This is a genomic window from Brakhagea slesvicensis (genome assembly GCF_052161625.1).
In the GTDB taxonomy this organism is placed as follows: Bacteria; Planctomycetota; Planctomycetia; order Pirellulales; family Pirellulaceae; genus JBKCUI01.
In genome coordinates, this window is sequence record NZ_CP197412.1 from 1,843,821 (window position 1) to 1,865,667 (window position 21,847).

11 protein-coding genes are annotated in these 21,847 nt (G+C 54.0%); 2 read left to right on the forward strand and 9 right to left on the reverse strand.

Features of this window, described 5'->3' with window-relative positions; all coding sequences use genetic code 11:
• Positions 1–10 precede the first annotated feature (10 nt).
• Together SH467x_RS07165 and SH467x_RS07170 are read left to right on the forward strand one after the other, a co-directional pair.
• Positions 11–3,454 (forward strand): PSD1 and planctomycete cytochrome C domain-containing protein, encoded by a 3,444-nt coding sequence (locus SH467x_RS07165; RefSeq protein WP_482370590.1) that lies wholly within the window; start codon positions 11–13, stop codon positions 3,452–3,454.
• A gap of 3 nt (positions 3,455–3,457) precedes the next feature.
• Positions 3,458–4,840 carry a DUF1501 domain-containing protein gene (locus SH467x_RS07170; RefSeq protein WP_482370591.1) on the forward strand — a complete coding sequence of 461 codons (1,383 nt, stop codon included), beginning with the start codon at positions 3,458–3,460 and terminating at the stop codon, positions 4,838–4,840.
• Here SH467x_RS07170 and SH467x_RS07175 read toward each other — a convergent pair.
• From SH467x_RS07175 to ffh, 9 genes are all read right to left on the reverse strand, one after another.
• Positions 4,837–5,403 carry a flavin reductase family protein gene (locus tag SH467x_RS07175; RefSeq protein WP_482370592.1) on the reverse strand — a complete coding sequence of 189 codons (567 nt, stop codon included), beginning with the start codon at positions 5,401–5,403 and terminating at the stop codon, positions 4,837–4,839. The genes SH467x_RS07170 and SH467x_RS07175 overlap by 4 nt on opposite strands.
• 90 nt (positions 5,404–5,493) lie before the next feature.
• The gene (locus SH467x_RS07180) at positions 5,494–6,597 is read right to left on the reverse strand and encodes a GTP-binding protein (protein WP_482370593.1); all 1,104 of its coding nucleotides are present in this window, start codon (positions 6,595–6,597) and stop codon (positions 5,494–5,496) included.
• 94 nt (positions 6,598–6,691) lie between these two features.
• On the reverse strand, positions 6,692–10,705 hold the full coding sequence (locus SH467x_RS07185; protein ID WP_482370594.1) for a hypothetical protein: 4,014 nt from the start codon (positions 10,703–10,705) through the stop codon (positions 6,692–6,694).
• Between the two features lie 147 nt (positions 10,706–10,852).
• Positions 10,853–13,870: a hypothetical protein gene (locus SH467x_RS07190; RefSeq protein ID WP_482370595.1), complete on the reverse strand. Its 3,018-nt coding sequence runs from the start codon at positions 13,868–13,870 to the stop codon at positions 10,853–10,855.
• A gap of 15 nt (positions 13,871–13,885) precedes the next feature.
• Positions 13,886–15,415: a sulfatase family protein gene (locus SH467x_RS07195; protein ID WP_482370596.1), complete on the reverse strand. Its 1,530-nt coding sequence runs from the start codon at positions 15,413–15,415 to the stop codon at positions 13,886–13,888.
• A 65-nt stretch (positions 15,416–15,480) separates the two neighbouring features.
• On the reverse strand, positions 15,481–17,091 hold the full coding sequence (locus tag SH467x_RS07200) for a sulfatase family protein (protein WP_482370597.1): 1,611 nt from the start codon (positions 17,089–17,091) through the stop codon (positions 15,481–15,483).
• Positions 17,088–18,530 carry an arylsulfatase gene (locus SH467x_RS07205; RefSeq protein WP_482370598.1) on the reverse strand — a complete coding sequence of 481 codons (1,443 nt, stop codon included), beginning with the start codon at positions 18,528–18,530 and terminating at the stop codon, positions 17,088–17,090. The genes SH467x_RS07200 and SH467x_RS07205 overlap by 4 nt, the downstream gene beginning before the upstream one ends.
• Before the next feature lie 145 nt (positions 18,531–18,675).
• Positions 18,676–20,028, reverse strand: a complete 1,353-nt coding sequence (locus SH467x_RS07210; RefSeq protein WP_482370599.1) for a hypothetical protein — start codon at positions 20,026–20,028, stop codon at positions 18,676–18,678.
• A 116-nt stretch (positions 20,029–20,144) separates the two neighbouring features.
• Positions 20,145–21,617, reverse strand: a complete 1,473-nt coding sequence (gene ffh, locus SH467x_RS07215) for a signal recognition particle protein (protein ID WP_482370600.1) — start codon at positions 21,615–21,617, stop codon at positions 20,145–20,147.
• Positions 21,618–21,847: the final 230 nt, after the last annotated feature.

Here is a 21,847-nt window from a genome sequence, read left to right on the forward strand (position 1 = left end):
TAAAAGTTCGATGTCGAACGACCGGTACAGAACTATTAGTCGGCTTGCATCAGGATCGGTCGGTTTGATCTTGGTCGGTGCATTGGCTTGTTCGTCACTCTCCCAAGAAACGAGCGATAGCCAAACCAGGGGGGCGGAGGAGTTTTTTGAATCTCGAATCCGCCCTATCTTGATCGATCGTTGTGTTTCGTGCCATGGCGCGGAAAAACAGTGGGCAGAATTGAGACTGGATCGCGCGGAGAGCGCCATGCGTGGCGGGGAGAGCGGTCCTGTACTGGTTGCAGGCAAGCCGACTGAGAGCGAACTTTATCGACGGATCATCGAAACGGATGGGGAGGTTCGCATGCCTCCCGACGAGTCCGGACCGGCGTTGACCGAGCAACAGATTGCATGGTTTCGCGAATGGATTGAGCAGGGAGCGGTATGGCCCCAATCCCGCGAGATGAAAGGTGATTCCGCAGACGATGTTCTGCGGAAGCACTGGGCGTTTCAGCCTTTGTCTGAAGCGGAACCTCCGCGTGAGACAAGCTCTCCGACTGGAGAACAAGATCGCAAGAATCCGATCGATGCATTTGTCGATGCCAAGCGAAAAGAAATGGGATTACCCAAATCTCCACAAGCAGACCCTCGCACCTTATTGCGTCGTGCACACTATGACATCACAGGTCTGCCACCCTCATTCGCCTCGGTTGAGTCTCTGGCTAGCAATTTTTCCGTAGAGGCTTGGGAGCGATCGATAGACACTCTCCTCTCCGACCCCTCGTTTGGTGAGCATTGGGGAAGGTTATGGCTAGACATCGCCAGGTATTCCGACACCAAAGGATATGTCTATGCGCGCGAGGAGCGATTTTACGTGCACGCTCCGCTGTATCGCGATTGGGTGATCCAGGCTTGGAATCAAGGAATGCGCTTCGATCGATTTCTAGAACTGCAGGTCGCAGCCGATTGTCTTCCTGATAGCCAGAAGCAGGATTGGGTTGCTTTAGGATTTCTCACGCTCGGCAGACGCTTTCTCGGTGTCGAGTCAGATATTATCGATGACCGCATCGACGTTGTCAGCCGAGGGATGCTCGGTTTGACAGTGGGCTGCGCTCGATGCCATGATCACAAATACGACCCCATCTCCACGGCGGACTACTACTCCCTATTTGGCATCTTTCAGAATTCGCATGAACAACTTGTTGCACTGTCCGATGAGAAAGAGCAATCAGGCGATCGCGCGAAGAACTTGGAGGAGAAAAAGGAAGCGTACAAGGTCTATTTGCGGACTCAAAAAGAGGAGGCAGAAGCCAGGATTCGGGATCGGATCGCTGATTACTTGATGGCTCAAAGGTCTCTGAGCGAATATCCCGATGTCAGCTTCAGTCAACTGAGCTCCAAAGAAGATTTACTTCCTGCCATTGTCCATCGATGGGAGAATTACCTTCATCGAGCCTCGCGTCTGCGAGACCCACTATTCCTTCCTTGGATCGAACTCAATGGCATTGAAGAAAATCAATTTGAAGCCGAGTCGACCGTTCGCATCGCACGATGGAAGGAGGTCCCCGGTACGGTGCATCCAGCTGTTCTTCAGTCGCTTAGCAATGCGCCTTCATCGATCAAGGAGCTTGCGAATCGCTATGAAGAAATTCTGTTAAGAGCTTGGAGAGAATCAAAATCAGAATCAGGCGCGAACGATGCTTTGCATGGAAGAACTCTGCGAAAGGAATTTGGCGAGGAGGCTTGGGAATCGATGCTTGGCTTCCTCACCCGCAGTGAATCTCCATGTGTGATCCCCACCGAGCACATGGCGAACATGGAGTGGTTGTGGGATAACGGCACCGTGGTGGAACTATGGAAGAGGCAGAGCGAGGTGGAGCGATTGCTGTTGGAGGATCCGCTCAAGCATCCCCATGCGGTGGTGCTTCAAGATAATCCATCGACCTTTGAGCCGCGTATTTTTCGTCGGGGCAATCCCGCGACCAAGGGGGCAGATGTCGACCGAGGCCTTCCCAGAGTGTTGGGGCGCGCGTCCGAGCATCATGTTTCGTCGGGCAGCGGTCGTCTGGCGTTGGCCAAAGGGGTGATCGACCCTCGCAATCCTCTCACGGCGCGCGTGTGGGTGAACCGGGTTTGGAAACAGTATTTTGGAGCGGGATTGGTAAAGACCCCGAGCGATTTTGGGGTTCGCGCGACGCCTCCTAGTCATCCCGAGTTGCTGGACTATCTGGCGAGGGAATTTATGGCCCACGGCTGGGACAACCGGTGGTTGCATCGATTGATCCTTACCTCCGAGACCTACCAACAAACGAGTCTCGGTCCAGAACGGGATTCCGATGGAATAGCGGCCCAGGGGATCGATCCCGAAAATCGCTATCTGTGGAGAATGAATCGCAAGCGTGTCACCTTTGAAGTGCTGCGAGACAGCATGTTAGCAGCCAGCGGCAGATTGGAGATTTCGAGAGGTGGCAAGTCACAGGATCTATTTGTAGAAGACGGAATCGCCAATAGGCGACGAACCATTTACGGCACGATCGATCGCCAGTACCTACCGACCGTTCTCAGCGTTTTCGATTTTGCGAACCCCGACATGCATGCCCCCGAGCGCAACGAGACGACGGTTCCGCAACAGGCCTTGTTCGCACTCAATCACCCCTTTGTCGCCGCGCAGGCTCGCGGAGTTGTGGCTGAGTTAGAGCGACATCCCCCAGACGGCATTCCGCGGCAGGAATTCACTTCGAGACTAGATGGAGTATTCGAGCGTGTCTTGCAGCGAAGGCCGACAGAGGACGAGCGAAAAAGGCTGACGGACTGGTTCTTCGAGGCGGAAAAGATGGTAACGGCTTCCGATGCTTCTCAGCAGGCAGAGCGAATGAAAGCGTGGTCATACGGATTTGGGCAAATCGATGCACCGAACAATCGATTGCTTCATTTCACAGAGTTACCTTACAAGACATCGACCCATCGGCAAGGTGGAGAGAAGTTGCCGGATGCAAAGCTGGGCTGGGTGCATATCACCGCGAGAACCATTCATACAGGGAACGATTTGCAGCATTCAGCAGTTCGTCGTTGGACCTCACCGGGCGAAGGAAGCGTTTCCATCCGTTCGATTGCGAAGCATGTGCATGGTCAGGGGGATGGGGTGCGAGGGATCCTTTTATCCAGTCGGCACGGGATTTTGAAATCGCAGGTCGTAGCACATGGGGAAGAGACATTCCACATCGAGGATCTTGCAGTCCAAGAGGGGGATACGATCGACTTTATTGCGGAGCTACATGGGAGTTTGAGCTATGAAGATCTCGATTGGGTACCCGACGTAACATGGACTCCCATCGCGGCGTCAGCGAGTCCGTCTGTCGTACGGCATTGGAATGGTGCTGACGATTTCCCGCGATCGCTGCAGATACCCTTATCACCAATGGAGCAATTGGCTCAGATGTTATTGGTGTCAAACGAAGCCTTTTTTGTGGATTGAACCATGCAGACACGTCGCGAAATCATCACTCGATCCGGCATGGGAATGGGCATCCTCGGATTGGCGAGCTTGCTCGGAGACCAGTTTTCACAAGCTGAGGGCCCCTCTACAGGTTCGAATCCACTTCAGCCTAAACCGCCGCATTTCCCGCCCAAGGCAAAGCGAGTCGTCCATTTCTTCCTCAACGGTGGGCCATCGCATGTCGACACCTTCGATCCCAAGCCGATGTTGGAGACGTATGCGGGCAAGCCTTTGCCGCAATCCTATTTAACCGAGAGGAAGACAGGCGGAGCACTCCCCTCTCCCTTTCGTTTTTCCCGATATGGCGAGAGTGGACTTGAGATTAGCGAATTGTTTCAAAAGACTGCGGAGCATGCCGACGATATCGCCGTGATTCGATCGATGTATGCGCAAGTTCCCAACCATGAGCCATCGCTAATGTTGATGAACTGTGGGGATTCGATTCAATCGAGGCCAAGTTTTGGTTCTTGGCTGATGTATGGATTGGGATCCGAGAATGAAAACTTGCCAGGCTTCGTCGCGATGTGCCCGGGTGGATATCCGATCAAGGATACGGCGAACTGGCAATCGGGATTTCTACCCGGAGCATTTCAAGGGACTTTTATCGATCCGCAACATCGAGAGATCGACCGATTGATCGAGAACATTCGCAGTCATCACGCCACCGAGCGAGTGCAACGTCATCAGCTTGATATGCTTCGTGAATTGAATGCCCGGCACGCGCTCGATCGCGATGACCCGCGACTGGAGGCTCGAATCCAATCGTTCGAGCTTGCGTTTCGTATGCAGACGGAGGCCGCGGACGTGTTGGATCTATCCAAAGAGCCGAAGGAGGTCTTGGAGGCGTATGGTGATACGGTTCATGGACGTCAAACGCTTATCGCTCGGCGGATGTTGGAGCAAGGCGTTCGGTATGTTCAGTTGTGGCACGGTGCGGGGCAACCTTGGGATCACCACGGAGACATCGAGAAAAACCTTCGTAAGAATGCAGCAGAGATCGATCAACCGATCGCGGCATTTCTTCGCGATTTGAAGCAGCGAGATATGCTGAAGGACACGTTGGTTCTATGGGGCGGCGAGTTCGGTAGAACACCGGTATCCGAAGGTGGGAGTGGTCGGGATCACAACCACTATGGCTTTTCTGTTTGGATGGCTGGAGGGGGCATCCGAGGAGGCACCGTTTACGGGGCTACCGATGACTTTGGATTCAAAGCGGTGGAGAAGCCCACGAGCGTGCACGATTTGCACGCCACCATGCTTCACTTGCTAGGATTCGACCACGAGAAACTAACCTATCGATATGCGGGTCGAGACTTTCGATTGACCGATGTGCATGGTCACGTGATTCGCGACCTATTGAGCTAAGAGGGTTGGAATTTTTTGCGTTCCAATTGGAATGTGCTGTCGGTATAGGTGTACCCCCCTAACCCGCCCATGCGCCCGACCAATTGCAACGCTTCGGTATCGACGATACCTCGTTCCGCATCCCGGATTTTGTGGTCTTCGACAAAAGCCCCCATGACCAGTCCGAAGATCACGCGATTCTCGCCGATCATCAAGCTCCGTTCCAGTTTGCATTCGAAAGCGGCTGGGACACCGGCCAAGCGTGGAGGTTGAACAAATGTCGATGGCAATGTTGTCAAACCGAGTTCGTCAACTTCAGAGATATTCGGTGGATAATCCGTGGCGGAATCGCTCATCGCTTGCGCGAATTGTTTCGGCACCAAATTGACGACGAACTCACCGGTGCGTTCGATATTCGCGGCCGTGTCTTTTGGGCGATCGGGATGATTGCTAATTCCGAGGACAATTAGACCAGGGTCCGTACCGATTGCATTGAAGAAGCTAAAGGGCGCCACGTTGACTTTGCCATTGTCATGCAACGTGGTAACCCAAGCGATTGGCCGAGGAACGATAAGGCCCGTCATTAATTTGTATCGTTGACCAGCTTGGATTGATTGGAAATCAAAAAACATTTGGGTTCACCGAAGAGTGGATGAGGGCCGATCTGTGCTCGATCAAGTTTGGATGCGATGTGTCGGGACAGGCCGGCCTGGTTTGAAGCTTTGCAGAGCCCGCAGTTCATGGCGGATTCCTTTTTCATTGCATATGGAATCGATAGCGTCTTGAACGTGTTGGGTCAATTGTTCTGGATCGGTGGCGACCCGCGCGTTGATGACCAGCTCGGCCGCAATCGCTGAGTGCCGACTGGGGACCGAAAGGACCGAACGAGAATCGCTGCTTACCAAATTCACAACTGCAAATTGACCATCTTGCATACCGATGGCCTTCAGGTGAGCAACCTCGCATTCCTCTTTGTTCAGCGATTGTTGGATTCGATTCACCAAATCCTCCAGCAAACGATCGATTTCAAAAGGTTGATCGGATTGCACAGAGAGTTGAGCATTGAGCCATCCCAACTCCGCTTCTCCCTCCGCGTAGACATCGTAGTCGACATCCATCAATCGTTTTCCGAATTCACCCCGAAGCTCGAGGTACTCGGTAAGTCCTTCGAAGCCTTCACCCGTTTTGGCCGAGATGCGAATACAGGGCATGTTAGGGAAGTCCGCTTCAATCAGCTGGATCAGTTCGGACACCTGGTCGCCGGAAAGTTCATCAATTCGATTGAGCAGGACGAAATCTGCCTCTTCGATTTGCTTGCGAAAGATGTATTCGGCCTGGGGAGAGAATCCACCTCGTTTGATTTTCTTGAGAATTTTGAGACCGTGACTTGGTTTGACGATAACACCATAGGGGGCGATATCGAAGGGCTGATCGTAGATTTGCTGGAGAGGTCGAATGACGGTGGCAACGAGGTCCGTGCAGCTCCCGACAGGCTCCGCGATGATGACATCGGGACGGTCGCCCGAGCCTAGTTGTTCGACTGTGTCGGTGAGTGCATTGAAATTGCAACAGAAGCAGGAACCAGCGACTTCCCCCACATCGAACCCTTGAGAGCGAAGCAAATTGGTATCCACCAAATCGGTCGCTTGGTCGTTGGTGACAATACCGACCTTCTTGCCTTGCGACTGATAGTGCTTCGCCAATTTCGCGATGGTGGTCGTTTTCCCCGCACCGAGGAACCCGCCAATCATGACGAAGCGAGGAAGGTTTGAAGTCATAAAGATGCCTTTTGGAACGGGAGGGATGTTATGAGATTTGTCTTTGGTCGTTTGATTCTAGCTGCAAAACCGTTTTGGAATTCCTAGTTCGGTCTCACCAGCTGGAACCCGAGAAACCGGAACCGTTGTCACTGGACCCGCCCCAGCCACCGCCGCCGATATCGATGCCACCGCCGATATCGAAACCTCCACCGCCCCCGGAGGAGCCACTGCTACCTCCAAACCAGGAATCGGACGATGAGGAGCTTGGCCAGCCTGTTCCTCCGATGAAAACCGTCGGCCAAAATCCGCCGCCGATGGATCCGCCTCCGCCAAAGGGACCGTTTCCGTCGAATGGGGATCTCGATCGACGTTGATGTCGATTTCGCCGTTGCGTCTCAGCGCGGTGTTGCATTTCCAGCCATTGCTCGTTTCGCTCTCCGGCTTGGATCGCAGCGGTCGCGACTTCCAAGGCGGATTGGCTGTAATGCACAACGTCTTGATAACGACCTCGCTGCAATGCCTTTCTGGCCTTTTCGAGCAGTTCGGTTCCGTCGTGCGCATTGACTCGCGAGCCTCGTTTGCCGATCCAATTCTCGGCATCGAATACCGCTTGCGAGCTACGGCGGAAGACTTCGTAGACCCGAGCTGCATCCTCCAATTCCCCTGCAAGTGTTTTTGCAGCCCCGTCGATCGTAGCGTGAAGTCGGTACGCTTGCTCGTCAATATCTTTCCAATCGCCATGCGGCTTCTCGAGCACCCCTTCTAGTGCGGTGACCGAGTTTTTCAGCTTTCCAATTCGGTCGTTGGCTTGAACCGTTGCCGTGCTATCGGGGATGCCATCCGTTTGTGATTTCTGAACCAATGTCCAAGCGGCATTCCATTGCTCTCTAGCCCCGCGTACGGCGCGGACTGCTTCGGCATGAGCCTGGCGATCAGAAACCAGTTTCGACTGTAACTGATTAAGCCTCTCTTCCAACTCCTGCCAGCGTCGTGCAATCGCAATCGGATTCTTTCGAGTGTTCGAACCATCCTCCTGGAGCGATGCTTTCGCTGATTGGATCAAAGTTCGGATCGATTGAATCGTGGCGTGGCTCGCCTTGGGATCCTCAAGATTCTTTTCCAGCACCTCCACCCATCGCGATAGCTCTTGGCGATGCTCTTCGTTTCGAGTTTCTTGATGTTCAAGTCTCTTTCCGAACTCGATAACAAAATCGACCCCCCACTTGGCTTCCGCCATTGCACTTTGGGATTCAAAGAGATTATCTGCCGCTTGGACGACATGGCCTGAATTGAATTTCGTTTGCGCCTGCTCGATGATTTGGGACGCAAACTCAAGCCGTTGGTGGGCTTCTCCGAGGATTTGATCCAAAGATCGCGAACGCTGCTTCGGTGCGTCCGATGGTTTTGATGGTTGGCTCTGAAGAACGCTTGGGTCGTAAATCGACTGCCATTTTTCCAGGTGCGTTCTGGTCTCGGTCCATCGTTGCAGATTCGAAGTGACCTCTTTGCGGAAGGTCGAGGATTGCTCGGGAAATCGCTCCACTATTTCCAAGGCCGATTGCGTTGCACCTTCGATTTTTGACAACTGCTCGGTTGCTTGTTCGACGCAGCTATTTGCCGCCGCATGATCACCTTTGGCAATGAGTTGCTTGGCCGTAAGGAGTTCAGCTTCCACACGTTGAAATTTGTTTTCTGTAGTGGATTGCTTTCCGAAGTGGATTTGATCCGTTGGGAGCCCTAGCTTCCCAGCAATCAAATCACGTGCCGAGCGAACTTTTTCTTTGAGGGTGGGAACGCGATCCTTTTCCATCGCAATGACGGTCTTTGCTGTGGTGCTCAATGCGACGACACGTTGGGTCAAAGCCTCGAATGCACTATCCAGCTTGGATTCGATCACTTCAGGCGAACTAGTCGAAGGTGCGATAGTCACATTCGCTTGTTCGGAAACAATCCGCGTGAGCCGGTGATCCCATTCGCGTACAATCGTCTGGAATTCACTTGGGATCCAGTCGGTGCGGTATCCGAATTCTGCAAGCGATTTGCCTTCAACGGTAGCTGCGGGGAACTGCACCTCGCAGCCCTGTTTAACACGATTGAAAATGGTGTGGGCAGCGTCAATTCTTTGCCTGATCGGTGGAAGCCAATCTTCCACGACGCTGACCGAATCGAACATCGCTTTGCTCTCAATTTGTCGAAGCTCGCTGGCCAGTTTGGGTGCGACAACGTTCAGAAACGAGGGGAGTTCCCACAGCACGCGGCCGTCGCTCTGATCGGACAGGGACCGATCCAGCTCTAGCGTCGAGTCGAGTTGGTGCTGAGATTGCGATAGCTGATCTTGGGCGTTCATCAAGGCAAGTTCCAAACGATCGAGCATCGCGGTTGCTTCGATACCTTGCTGCTCGAACAATGCGAAGGCGGTTTCGTAGGTAATTTCGACTTCACCTTTGGCGTTGGCTGCATACTCTTCTCGCGTCTGCTGCCGTAGGATCCGTGGGAGCCCATGCGCTTCTTGAAATGAAAGGGTCTTTCCATTTAGTAACGAAATACCCTCGGAGTAGAGTTCGGAGCTGAAGTGGTTCTTCCACCGATCCCGCCAATCGGTGGGATGAATGGCATTCTTTGCCAACTCGAGGACACGCCGCATCTCTTTGGAGAGGATGAAGAGATTGTCGATGGTCGCTAGTATTTGCAGAGCCAGATCTTTCGTCTTGCCTTCGTATCCTCGCTTTTCCACTCGATCTTTCGACCCGAGTAAGTCGTTCGTGCGGGTAAAGAGAACACCGGTTCGATCCGTTTCCTTCTGCACCGCATCCTCGCGGATTGCCAGTTCGCGAATCGCCTTGTTCATGATCGGAACACGTCGCTGATGGAGGAGTCGCATAAAGAGTGCGACACCTGCGGCAAAAGCCACCAACAACCCGATCGCGATACGCCGCGTCCACTCCCAGATCGCTTGTCGTTGCGCTGCGGCTCTCTGGACGACGTCAAGTTCAGTCGTTGCTTTTTCTAGCAGGGTATTCAGTTCACTTAGGTGCTGCTCAACATCCATTTCACCTTGGGCAGCGGACTTCTTCGCATCGGCGATAGCCTTTTCGATTGCGATAAGGTTCGGTGCAATCTTTTGCTCGTTGGCTGAAGTGAGTCTTTGAATCGACGCTGAGTATCTCGCCAAATTGGAGTCGAGACCTTCGACCTCCGCGTATCCATGCAGGTAATGATCTATTTCTGATTTCGTTTTTGCGAAGGTCGTTTGGATTGTTCTCACATTCTCTGCGTTAACATCCATTTCGAAGGCTTGAATGCGCTGTCGCCATCCTTCGGTCGGTGGGGATACGAGCGGCCCGGTCGCAGCAGGGTACGATTTATTGAAACGGTCGCGATGAGATTCGACCTCTTGGATTTGGGATTTCGTTGCTGCTGCCGCAACTTGAAAAGAACTTACCTCTCGCTGTTTGGCCAATGCGATGGCAGCTTCGCGGTCTGCATCGGATTGGATCGTCTGATCTAGGCGCTGATTGATGTTCTTGATCGTGTTTTGGACGGCATCGATTACACGTCCCCCGGACTTCATAGCGAGAATAGCGGGCTGGTCCAATTCCCCTTTCCAGTGGCTTTCTCCCAAGTTTCGGGAATCCTGGGCGTCGGATGCAAAGTACGAAACCCGTCGCTGTTTGAGCATGAGCACCAGGACAGCTCCATCCGGTTCTTGGGTGCGGGGGTGCTCGAATTTTCCGAAGTCGGTTTCGTTACTCAGTCGGGTCCCCAGTTGCACCTCGACCGCATCGACACCGGAGAAACGTTGGTTTGGAGTTCGGTAGGTTTCGCCGCTTGCATCATCCATGAGGACAACTACCCAGTGCGGCCCGTTTTGCTGGAGCCATTTCGCTAGATCGTTGAGACGTTTGGAATCGACTCCTACATTACCGCGAATATAGAGTCGGTGTTCTGGCTTCCAGTTGGAGATGATCTCCGATACCGACTTGACCGAGACGGGGACAGGAGCTGTCGCCGTCGTTTGGGTAGCTGTCGTCTGGGCAGAGGAAGAGGAAGACGGGGAGGCCTCTTGCGACCAAGCGGGTAGGGCAAGGAGGCAGATCCATGTTAGGTTCAAAAGCCATCGTGCCATTCCGACCTCTTCCAGCGTTGAGATACGTACGAAAATTGGTTCACCACGCGGCGCTTGCCACCTCATGGTACTGCCACGTCATGGTACATGAAGTGAGCGCGATCTCAATGCTCAGGCCCAATTCTCACGCCAGGGTGGCGCGCTCGCCTAGAAGTCCTTTCGTTCTGCTTTCACGGGAGGGACAGCTTCCGGCGCATCTTTGTTCGCTGGTTTGCCGCTGGGCTTATCCCCTTGGAAGAACTGAAATGGGAGATTGAACAGATCGAGATTCATCGTGGGTAATTTTTCGCTTTCCTCCGAAGAAGCTGAGTTGGTGGGTGTCACCGGGAGCCGTTCCATGGAGATTCGACTGATCAAAACGAGCCGCTCGGGTAGCTGGGTCAAGTGAGCGTGGGCGCCTCGGAACCAATCCAACCAAGGGACTCGATAAGTCGGGGCGGGAATCGCATGCTCTGGATCGAATCCGATGTAGGCGGGGTTGGAGCGACCGGCTTCGATACGTGGTTTCTCAACGCTCGCATCCCAAGCGGTGCTAATCCAGTAGCGTAATCTCCCATCCGATGCCATTTTCGCTGGCTCGTAGATTCCCCCGAGCGGACATTGCAACTTCGCATCCAGAAGCTGTTCGGCTGCTCGGAGCGCCTCCTCGGTTGGGATATGAAGCTGTTCTTGCATCGCATCCAAGAGCATGAGATTGCCCCGCGAAGTTTGGGCCGCTCGCCGAAAGGAGAGAATATTGAAGAAAGAAGAAACGCGACTGTTTTTAAGATCCCCGATAAACACGCGACCTTGCGCGTAATCGGCAGCAGGCACTGGTCGAATCCAGTTCAAGCATTGTTCGAGGATGCTGCGGTCGAACGATACAATGCTGAACCCACCCCCTTGCCAACGCCACAAGCCAAATAGACTGCGAGAAAATCCGTAGACGTCGGGTGCTCCTCCTCCCAATCCAAACGGAAGGCGATCGAGATATCCAGGGCTTGGCCAAGTCCCGACGTAACCTGGAATCGACTTGAGCACACGAAGCGTTGCCAGCAGACCTTTCGTTTCACCTGGGATAGGAGGATCAAGATCCTTTACCCCAGCAAAAAGTACGTGATTGGGAGATGGACGCCCGAGAGGTGTTTCACCCGACAAGTGGACTTGCACATGGATCATGTCATCGCGAGGAAGTTCGATCTCCGTTTGAACCGGTTCTCCTAGAAGCCGCGAGATCCATCCATACTTTTCTCGGCCCAGCGGAGCGATGTATCCCTCGACGACCAAGTTCTCGACAGAGGGTACATCTTGATCTGTGAAGCGGCGAATGCCGAACATCATAGGATCGGTCTGTTGCCAACGGGTGGCGTAGAAGTGCGATTGCTCCTGATAGTCATCGAACTCCTCCTGGGAACATTCGAGGAGGGGAACATCGGCGATAGGAAGAAAACTACCTCGAGCGCCTCGAAGCGAGTCGTGCCATTGTCCGCTGAACAAAAGTGTTTGCGAACCATCCACGCGGGATTGGAAGGTATTGGGGAGATACCCCCGTCGCATCAACGAATCAATCGAACCCTCTCTTTCCGATCCCAATGCATTCGCTTCAGCGTTGGCGACACGCGAAGCCATCTCGGCGATCTCAATCGAAGCGATCGCTTTGAGTCGCCGACGCAACTCGATTTGGTATTGGGGGGATACCAAATTCCGGAAGAACTCGGAGGACAGATAGGCGAACACGCTGTACTCGTTGCTCAAAGGCATCGTGAACCGGGCAAACCGAAACGCATCGGAGTGCGCCAGCGACGGCCGACCGTCGGCGACTTCGAGGAATCGCTTTGCAATGGATTGGCTCGTTGTCAGGAGAAGGTAGTTGTCTCGTTCAACCATAAACGATCGGACTTGATTATCCGGCGTGCTTAGCAATGAAATCTTTTTGCCTTCAACATCGACCTCCTCAAGCTTGATGCCTCGCGACCGATATTGCTGCAAGGCTGTCTTTCGGTCACCCTCCATGGAAGATCTTAGCAAGGCCATGTTCTTCGCTTCGAAGAGGATCCCCATCGTGGGTCCCTCCTGGAGGTACAAGTCTTGACCGATGATTGCCATATCGGAAATGATCGAGTCGCCAAAGAGCTTGCCCACCATCGTGGTTTTGGCGTTAAGCATCCTCTCCATGCGATCGTTGGTCTGATAGTTCAATCCACGCAGAACGGCGAGCTGCGCCAAATCACCACCGCGCGATTCACCAAACTGCTTGAACCAGAGAAAGTTAGCAAAGCTACCGAACCGGATGTAGAAGCATTCCGGCGGGATGCGATAGGCAATCGCCTCGACGGCAAGCTCCTCCGGTACTGCCGGGGATGCGATCTCCGTCCAACGGGGCGGGGGCGGAATCGGTCGCATGGGCTGTTCCAATCCTGGGGATTGGTTCAATGTTTCACGATGCAATTCCGATCGAAGGGACTCGACTCCCGCCACCAACGCGATAGTTGGCATCGGATCCTGCTGCGGTTCCTGTTGCTTGACCGGCTTTCGAGAGAGATCGGGGATCGGATAACCAAATCGCCGACCTAGCATATGGATCAAGTAGTTTTCAACGATGGAGGGATAATCGCTTCGCTCGATTTGAGTTTTGGCTTGGGCGACATAACCATCCCACCACGATTGTCGCAACATCTCCAAGTTAAGTGGGGCTCTGCCATTCTCCGCAGGCGTAGTTTGCCCCGGGGCAAGTGGGCGGACCTCAACCGACGTGTTGATATCGCCTGCGATTTGAATCGTGAAGGGATTCTCTCCTGTGAAAAGAAATTGAACCCGCACAACTTCGGGCGGGTCGATTTGCTCTTTTGCCAAATTCACCGCATTGCGGATTCTTTGTACCAAAGCACCGATGCGAGGCCGTTCCGAGGCGATGCGAGGCGGAGGTGTAGGAGCGGGTTGTGGCTCCGTGGTCACAATATCGATCGCGGGAAAAAAGACTCGCGACTCCTCGTTCGTGACAATCAATCGCACCGAAGCTGTTTCGGACACTTGACCGGCAGGAATCACGACCTGTGCGACTCCGTAGGGCTGGCCAGCGATTGCGTGCACGCTCAACGGATTATTTTGAGCATTGGCCATCGGTAGCCGCATCGCGCCTACATACAAAGTCGTCATCACGACGAGCGACAGGTACAATCCCTTCATTCCATTCATCCTAGGTTAGCGAATCTTTTGATCAGGAAGCTCCTGCTTCACCCCTTCATCGATTGGCATGGGATCCATCCCATCGCTCAATCCAACGCTCAGCATTGTGTGTGCCAATTCCGCTTTCATCTCTCGAACAATCGGGGCATATTCTGGTAATGCGACGAGATTTTGCTTTTCTTCAGGATCTGCTTTCAGATCGTAAAGTTCTGCCAAGTGTTTGTCGGGAGAGCCATCACCGTGCGGGTAACGCGCATACTTCCAACGGTCGGTGCGCACCGCGCGAACGTTGGGTGTGTAAGGGAACTGCTTCTCGTAGTTGTAATAGTAAAGCCAAGACTTCCTCCATGGCGGATTGTCTTGTTTTAGCAAAGGGACCCATGAACGGCCATCGATTCCATCCAGCGGAGACGCGTCGCATAGTTCGAGCAGGCTGGGTGCCATGTCAATGGTCAAAACTTGCTGATCGATGGTTTTGGGGCCGCTAGGAAGAAATCGCTTTGGTAGTTTGGCTAGCTGCACGATGCGAATGCTCGGCTCGTGGGGCGTTCGTTTGTCGACCATCCCATGCTCTCCGTTCAAGATCCCGTTGTCGCTCATATAAACGATAATGGTATTCTCCAGCTCGCCTCGTTCTTGAAGCGTCTGTAGAAGCTGGCCGACGCTGTCATCGACCGACAGGAGAGTGCCCCAGTAGGCTCGCGTCATCGCTTCAAAGTCTTTCACCGCCGCGGGACTATCGTCAGGAAACTTCTTCCTCCAATCGAAGAGGGGGCCATAAATACCATGCCAAGTGTAAAGCCGTTCGCGGATCCAAGCCGGCTTGTTCGCTAATTGAAAAGCGGTCTCAGGATACGGAACAGCAACTTTGGCAAATGTGGCTTCGTATTTCTTTTCAGGGAAGTAAAAACTGTGAGGAGCTTTATGACCGATCATCAAGCACCACGGTTTGCTACCGTCCTGCTTGCCGAGCCATTGTTCCGCCAAGTCAGTGACAACATGGGTGTAATAGCCCGGGATGACTTGCCGATTCGAACCGTTCAAATTGAACTCGGTGTCGAAGTACTTGCCTTGCCCTTTGTGCGTTACGAACCAATCGAATCCAGGGCGGGGCGAGTCATCCTCTTCGCCCATATGCCATTTACCGATGTATGCAGTTGCATACCCAGATTGCTGCAATCGCTTCGGAAAACTCTGTAGATGAGCTGGATAATCGGTGAAATTATCCTTCACCCCGTGTTTGTGAGCATATTGTCCGCTCAGGATACTGGCGCGGCTCGGCGAACAGAGAGATGTCGTGCAAAACGCATTGCGAAAGTAGATCCCTTCCTTTCCCAGACGATCGATGTTCGGTGTTTTCAAGTGCGGGTGCCCAGCAAGTCCCAACGCATCCCAACGCTGGTCATCGGTCAAAATGAAAAGCACGTTAGGTCTTCGCTGCACTTCATTGCAAAATGCTGCACCCGAGCCGATCAACGCAATGGCTATCGCAATCCCCATTCGAAAGAAAACCATTCGCTGTTTACCTATTGTTCTGAATGCCATGTTCCTAGTGCTCCGAACCCCGCAGCCTTCAACTAGACGCTTCGTCCAAACCATCGCTTTCATCGCTAACGAGGTGGTTCAAAGTCCGACGGTTCGACCCAACCTGCAGAAACCTTCTCACCCCGACTCCACTGCTCGTAGAAACCGGCGCCGCTGCTGACGGGATAACGATCAAAGATGTCACCTTGCCCTCGCATGCGTGGATCTCCCTGCTCACTGAGTTTCTGTTCCATTTGTTCCCGCAGTGAGATCAACATGGGTTGCGCGTCGGGGATCGAAGCCAAGTTGCGAACGCAATCGGGGTCTTGTTGAAGGTCAAAGAGTTCTTCTGCTGGACGCAGACCGAAGCAGAGTTGCCAAAAAAGGTCGGTGCGATTCTCGCGGCCTCTCTGAAGAATCGAGGTCTTGGTCGGGCTGCCATCGGTATCGAGGTAGCCGGTTTCAGGGTTCCCTGCGGGCCACCGCGCGGGTTCGAAATTTCGCAGGTAGAGGTAGTTCTCCGTGACGATTCCACGAATCGGATAACCGACGTCTCCGGGGCGTCCCACATCGTTTCGTTCGCGGCCGACCAAAGCGAAGGTTCTTTCCGGATCGACTTGCTCAAGCCTTTCGCTTTCCAGAAGTTTCCGCCAGGATCGGCCCGACATGGGAGCCATCCCTGCGGTGTTGGTATCCACACCAGCAAGATCGAGCAGGGTGGGGGCGACATCGGTGAAGTCGACGAAGTCTTGAATCTCACGATTGGACGTTGCAATTCCGTGTGGCCAACGGATGGCTAAGGGGACATGATTGGAATCGTGGTACGCATAGCCCTTGCAGCGAGGAAAGGGCATGCCATGGTCCGAAGTAACAATGACAAGTGTATTGTCTGCGAGCCGACGTCGATCTAGTTCGTCTAAGATTCGCATGAGGTGGGAGTCGAGGTATTCGACTTCCATGGCGTAATCGAGCATATCGCGTCGTGTCACCGAGTCATCGGGCCAATAGGAAGGAACACGGTCGATATCGTCGAGCTTCTTTTGCGCTTTCGCTTCTCCGACTCCCACTTCATACGGGCGATGGGGTTCTTGAAAGCCTACCCAAAAACACCATGGTGCGTCAGCATTCGTCTGGTCCAGGAAGTCGGCAAAGTTGGATGCGTAATCGTTGGCAGCGATACCTTTCGCGATGGGGCGAACGGTTTTGCGCTGAAAGGATTTGCCAATCATTTGCCTCTCATCCCCCTTCGCATTCTTGGCAATCCCTGGGCCCCAGCCTTTTCCGGTCAAGCCAACTTGCCAGCCGTTATCCCGCAAGACTTCAGGCCAAGTTTTGAATTTGGCGGGGAAGAATGAAAGATGGTTCCCTGCCTCCTCCAATTGCCAGGAATGGCGTCCGGTGAGCAAGATCGATCGCGAGGGTGCGCACTTCGCATTGGGGGTGTAGGCCCGCCGGAAGAGGAGTCCTTCGTTGGCGACTCGATCGAAAGCAGGAGTGGTGACCCAAGGGGTACCGTAAGCGCTCGCGTGGGTCCCCCAATCATCCGCGATCACGAAGAGAATATTCGGAGTAGTGACAGAGACAGATCCGGAATCGGAAGCAAAGAGTCTGTTTCCGATCAAGACGGCTAGCGAGACGAAGAGAAGCCTCAGTCGCTGTTGGAAGACGTTACTTGGAATGAAGGTGCTGGGAATCACGGTCGATTCCCCTTCCATTGGGGCTGCCAATCGGGCGATTCGGTTCTCGCCGTGCTCAGGAAGTCGCCGATCTTCTTGGCAAGATCCGGATGCTGCTCAGCGACATTCGTTTGTTCTCGTATGTCGTTGTCGGTGTCGAACAGACGGATTGGATCATTCGGGCCGTTCGCCCGCAAACCCTTCCATCGGCCTTGATAGAGGGCTGCTTGACGAAATCCACCTTCGTGGAATTCCCAGTAGAGAAACTCGTGTTGTTTTTGTTTGCCTGTGCCCTTCAATGTTGGGACGAAGCTAATAGAGTCCCGGCCGCTAGGAAGTTCGGTCTGGGCCAGTTCAGCGGCGGTCGCCATCAAGTCCCCGAAGTAAGCGACGTGATCACTGGTGGTCCCGGCGGCGATGGTCTTTGGCCACCACGCGATGCAAGGGACTCGGATCCCGCCATCGGTGAGGCTTCGTTTGATCCCGGTGAAAGGTCCGGAGGGTTGGAAGCGTGTCAGATCGTGGCTCGCCTCGTTATGAGGTCCATTGTCGCTGGTAAAGATGACCAGCGTCTTTTCATCCAGTTTCAGCTCGCGGAGGGCGTGGAGCATGCGTCCGACATATTCATCCATGAGGGATACCATCGCAGCTTGCCCTCTGTCCTGTTTTTTCCAATCCTTGTCCGCATAGATACCGAAGTCAGGGACCTCAGTGCCATCCTTCAGTTCCCGATTCCGTTCGTTATTGGCATGGGGAATCACCAAACTCCAGTAGAGAAAGAATGGACGATTCGCATTCTCTTTCACAAACTCCAATCCTTCATCGAGGATCCGTTCATCGGCGAAAGCAACCGCCTTGGTCGCATACCCTCCACCTTGGTCGCCGATGCGAACGCATTCGTTGGGGAGAGGAACTCTTTCTTCGTTGCGCCACAGGAACTCGGGATAGTGGTTGTGCGCATGGACTTGGTTGAGGTAACCAAAGAAATGGTCGAAGCCTTGGCGACGCGGTAATCCGGCATCGGCCTCGCCGACATCGCCGAGCCCCCACTTTCCTGCCAGAGCGGTTCGGTAGCCTGCTTGCTGAAGTACTTTTGCGACCGTGATGTCATCGGGGCGAAGGGACTGCGCAATCGGATTGGTTTTTCCCGCGTTCCCCCGAACGCGGGTTCGACCATGGTGCTGGCCGGTCATTAAGACGCTGCGGGAAGGAGCGCAGACCGTCGCGCCAGCGTAAAAATGGGTGAAGCGGAGACCCTCTTGGGCCATGCGATCGATATGGGGCGTTTGGATGATTTTCTGTCCATAACAACCCAATTCACCATAGCCGAGGTCGTCGGCCATGATCCAGATGATGTTCGGGGGATCGGCAGCGCGCAGTGGCAGGGACAAAGCCACGAGGAGAATCGAACCGACGGCGAGCAGCCCCTTCGCGACGACAGGATGAGCAATACCGATCATCGTAAACGTAGACCTTTGAAGAATGGAGAGGTGGTTACGGACCGATTCGCTTTAAACGAATCCGGCCGATCTGTCACCCACCATATAGGTCTGAGACGCTCGCGTCAAAGAGAAGGCGCGACTTTCAAGAGCACATCGACCGCGGCTATGGTTTTTTCGTCGAGTACTTGGTGTTGAAGACATTGGGATCGAATGGATCTTTTTGGGATTTCTGGGTGTGCTTGCGCTCCAACCGTTCGATCGCCTTCTCAAGATCGTTGATCTCCCCGGAGGTGAGTCCGATGGGGCCTTCGGCGGTTTTCGCCGATCTCGACAATTTCGCCTCGCGGTCTTGCACCTCGTTCACATCTCGCCACTGCGCGATTTTTTCCATGCGGCTCAACTCAGAGCCTACAGGGGCGACCGAAGCACCATCCAAGACGTTGGCACTTGAGTTTGTCGATGGAAGAGCTCGAACCGATAGACTTTCCACCGCCGATGCAAACTGCACTTCGGGCCCCGACGAAGCCTTGGACAACTCCAGCGACTTGATCCACTGCGTGATTCGCTCCACATGGATTCGCTCATCCTCTCGCTTCAACGGGTTGAAGCTCGGATGCTTTTGGTCCCCATGCTCTTTGAGTGCATAACGAATCAAATCACTATCGGTAGGGGATTGGATATCGACATAGCGCAGCACGTTTTCAAGGTTTTCAGCCGCAATTTCAGCTGCTTGCTCACCCGCGGCCTGCCGGATGTGGAAGACCGATTTGCCCGGCAATCCATGGCAGCCTGCTTGCCCACACCGTCGCACCAACAGCGGGGAAATGTTGGACTGAAAGGCCTTCTTCACGTAGCTTGGAATTCCGAGCGCCAAATCGGGATCCACGACTTTGCTAGCGGATGCTTGGGTGGCCGATGGGATCGACGTGGCCGATGCGAGCACCACATCCGAATTCAAAGGATCGGCGGCCTTTCGGTTCGGCGCATCGGATTGTTCTGACCCCATCTTGGCGACGTCTTGGATCCGTCCTCTCGACGGGGCAAGATGTTTCTGCTGTTCTGCCAGCATCGTTTGGACTTGAGACGACGAGAGGATGGCCTCTTTCAGTTTGTGTTCCAGTTGACGGAGCTTGTTGGTCGGCTCGGCAATCTGCGCGAGTTGTTGGAAGTGGTAGATCGCTTCGTCAATCATTCCTTGCTGGATGCACCATTCGGTCAGGTGCCAATGCTCCCCGGTTCCCCACTGCCGAGTGGATGCGACCTGCAGGTCGTACAAGGCTCGTTTGGTGGGGGCGACAAAAGCGACTTGTTTGTTATCGATTTGGATCGAACTGCCGGTTCCTAGGCGAATTTCAAGGCGTTCCCCTACCGGTCGAACGACGCCGTGAAAGATGCTGCCGTTGAAGAGCATCACATAGGATTGTTCGCTCTCGGTTTGTCCGACAGCGACGCTGCAGGCACTCGAAGTCCACGCGATAGCGGCGAAGATGGAGAACAGGCGAAAGAGACGAAACATTGCGATACTGTCCTGCGACAGCCCTCCCGGGGATTTGGACTGCAGTAGCCCTCCTTAAGACGTGGAGGTGGAACAGTAGCAAATCGGCTCTTTGAGAAGCAAGGGAGATGGGGCGACTAGCTTTTCTTTTTCTTTCGGAGCAGTCGTTCTCGCTCTTTTTGAAGTTTATCCCGCTCTTTCGGGGTTAAGCGTTTGCCCGTGCTCCCCTTGAGCTTCATGCCTTCCATGGGGTTGAATGGGTTTTGTGACATCATGCCACGCATTTGATTGAGCATTTTCATTTTGTCGCCCATGTTCCCCGAGGTTGCCATCTGCAGCATGGGTCCGATCATCTCGAACTGTTTGATCAGATCGCTGATTTGGTTGGGCTGAACTCCGCATCCTTTTGCGATTCGATTTCGTCGGGCCGAGTCGATCACTTTGGGATTTTTTCGCTCTTCGGGAGTCATGGAGTCGACGATACCGGTCAAGCGTCGCATTTCCCGTTCGCTGTCGGTATTGGCCATCATCTTCGAGATCTCCCCCATTCCCGGCATCAAGGTGAGCATCTTGGTCATCAGACCCGGTTTCCGAAGCTTCTGCATCATGTCGCGGAAGTCGCCGAGGGTGAAGACCCCTTTGGACATCCGTTCCTCGAGCGCTTTTCGTTCCTTTTCGTCGATCAAACGGTGGGCTTCGCGGGCGACTTCGAGGATATCCCCCATTTCAAGGATCCGGCTCGCCATCCCTTCGGGACGGAAGGGCTCGAGGGCATCGAGATGTTCACCGGTGCCGATGAATTTGATCGGGACTTCGGTGACCGCTTTGACGCTGAGCAAGGCACCGCCGCGGGCGTCCCCGTCCAGTTTCGTCATGATGACGCCGTCGAGGGAGAGGGCTTCGTTGAAGGCCTTCGCACTATTGACGGCATCCTGACCGGTCATGCCGTCGACCACTAAGTAGACTTGCTGGGGCTGGACCGCTTTGTCGATCCGTTTGAGCTGCTCCATCAATTCCGCGTCGATGGCGAGCCGGCCCGCGGTGTCGAGGATTATGATGTCCGCGCCCGCATCCCGTGCTGCAGCGATTCCCGCTTGGCAAACTTCAACCGGGTCGGTCGCACCCGCTTTGCTAAAGGTTCCGACGTTCAGCTGGCGGCCCAGGACATGGAGTTGTTCGATCGCAGCGGGGCGCTGCAAGTCGGCGGCAACCAGAAAGGGCTTGAACCCCTTCTCCTTGATAAGCTGAGCTAATTTACCGCAGGTCGTGGTTTTACCAGCTCCCTGAAGCCCGCACATCATAATGCTGTTGGCGGCACCCCGTTTCAGCGGAATGGCATTGTCGACGGGTCCCAGAAGCTCCACTAATTGTTCGTAAACAATTTTGACGAGTTCTTCGTGGGGGCGGAGAGAGTGGATGACGCGGCGTCCGATGGCAGCGTTGGTGACGCGGTCCATGAACTCATGGACGACATCGACGTTGACGTCTGCTTCAATCATCGATTTTTCGACCATGGCGAGTCCCTCGCGCATGTTCGATTCGGTCAGTTTCCCTTTTCCACGGAGAGTTTGAAAGGCGGATTGGAGACCTTCTTGTAGTGACTGAAACATCCTGATTCCGTGAGGTGAACTGAGCGGGCGAAATGATTGATTTAGGTGATTTGGAACTTTTGGGGGAATCTTACCCTCCAAGGGTCGCATTGGTTGCGACACCTCTAACGATTATGCAGCCTCAGAGGTAGCAAGTAAAGGAATTAAAACGACTTGCATTTCAGGAACTCGTTATCAAGTCGTAGTGATTCGTTGCAATGCGCTTGGGTCGAATTAGACTCGAAAATGCG

Coding starts and splice junctions, on each gene's coding strand:
- SH467x_RS07165 (WP_482370590.1), top strand. CDS start 11: ATGTCGAACGACCGGTACAGAACTATTAGTCGGCTTGCATCAGGATCG.
- SH467x_RS07170 (WP_482370591.1), top strand. CDS start 3,458: ATGCAGACACGTCGCGAAATCATCACTCGATCCGGCATGGGAATGGGC.
- SH467x_RS07175 (WP_482370592.1), bottom strand. CDS start 5,403: ATGACGGGCCTTATCGTTCCTCGGCCAATCGCTTGGGTTACCACGTTG.
- SH467x_RS07180 (WP_482370593.1), bottom strand. CDS start 6,597: ATGACTTCAAACCTTCCTCGCTTCGTCATGATTGGCGGGTTCCTCGGT.
- SH467x_RS07185 (WP_482370594.1), bottom strand. CDS start 10,705: ATGGCACGATGGCTTTTGAACCTAACATGGATCTGCCTCCTTGCCCTA.
- SH467x_RS07190 (WP_482370595.1), bottom strand. CDS start 13,870: ATGAAGGGATTGTACCTGTCGCTCGTCGTGATGACGACTTTGTATGTA.
- SH467x_RS07195 (WP_482370596.1), bottom strand. CDS start 15,415: ATGGCATTCAGAACAATAGGTAAACAGCGAATGGTTTTCTTTCGAATG.
- SH467x_RS07205 (WP_482370598.1), bottom strand. CDS start 18,530: ATGATCGGTATTGCTCATCCTGTCGTCGCGAAGGGGCTGCTCGCCGTC.
- SH467x_RS07210 (WP_482370599.1), bottom strand. CDS start 20,028: ATGTTTCGTCTCTTTCGCCTGTTCTCCATCTTCGCCGCTATCGCGTGG.
- ffh (WP_482370600.1), bottom strand. CDS start 21,617: ATGTTTCAGTCACTACAAGAAGGTCTCCAATCCGCCTTTCAAACTCTC.